Source organism: Neptunomonas sp. ABH4_499 (assembly GCF_056160565.1).
In genome coordinates this window covers 1-248 of the sequence record NZ_JBSWXK010000058.1, presented here as the reverse complement: position 1 = coordinate 248, position 248 = coordinate 1, and the positions used below count along the sequence as shown (strand labels likewise).

General features: G+C 52.0%; 1 protein-coding gene. It reads right to left on the bottom strand.

Annotation, left to right across the window (positions count from 1 at the left end):
* Window positions 1-219: transposase (locus tag ACXAF9_RS18225; RefSeq protein WP_475076862.1), on the bottom strand; the 219-nt coding region annotated here is incomplete at its 3' end.
* Between the last annotated feature and the right edge of the window lie 29 nt (window positions 220-248).

Genomic DNA, 248 nt, shown 5'->3' with positions numbered 1-248 from the left:
GTTGTGCATATGTTGCAGATACATCAGGCCTGCCATCAGGCGAGTCGGCAAGGCAGCCGCACCAACCGTGGCAAAGTGGTGATCCAGTTCCTGGTCGATGCGATCCCAATCGATTACCTGCGCCAAACGAACCAACGGATGCGAAGGACTGACGATATCCTCCAGCCTGGGTCGGAACATATCGTTTTGCGGTTCTGAAAGCTTCTTCTTCGGTTTCATAAATCAACGATTCTGCAACTATTTGGGCC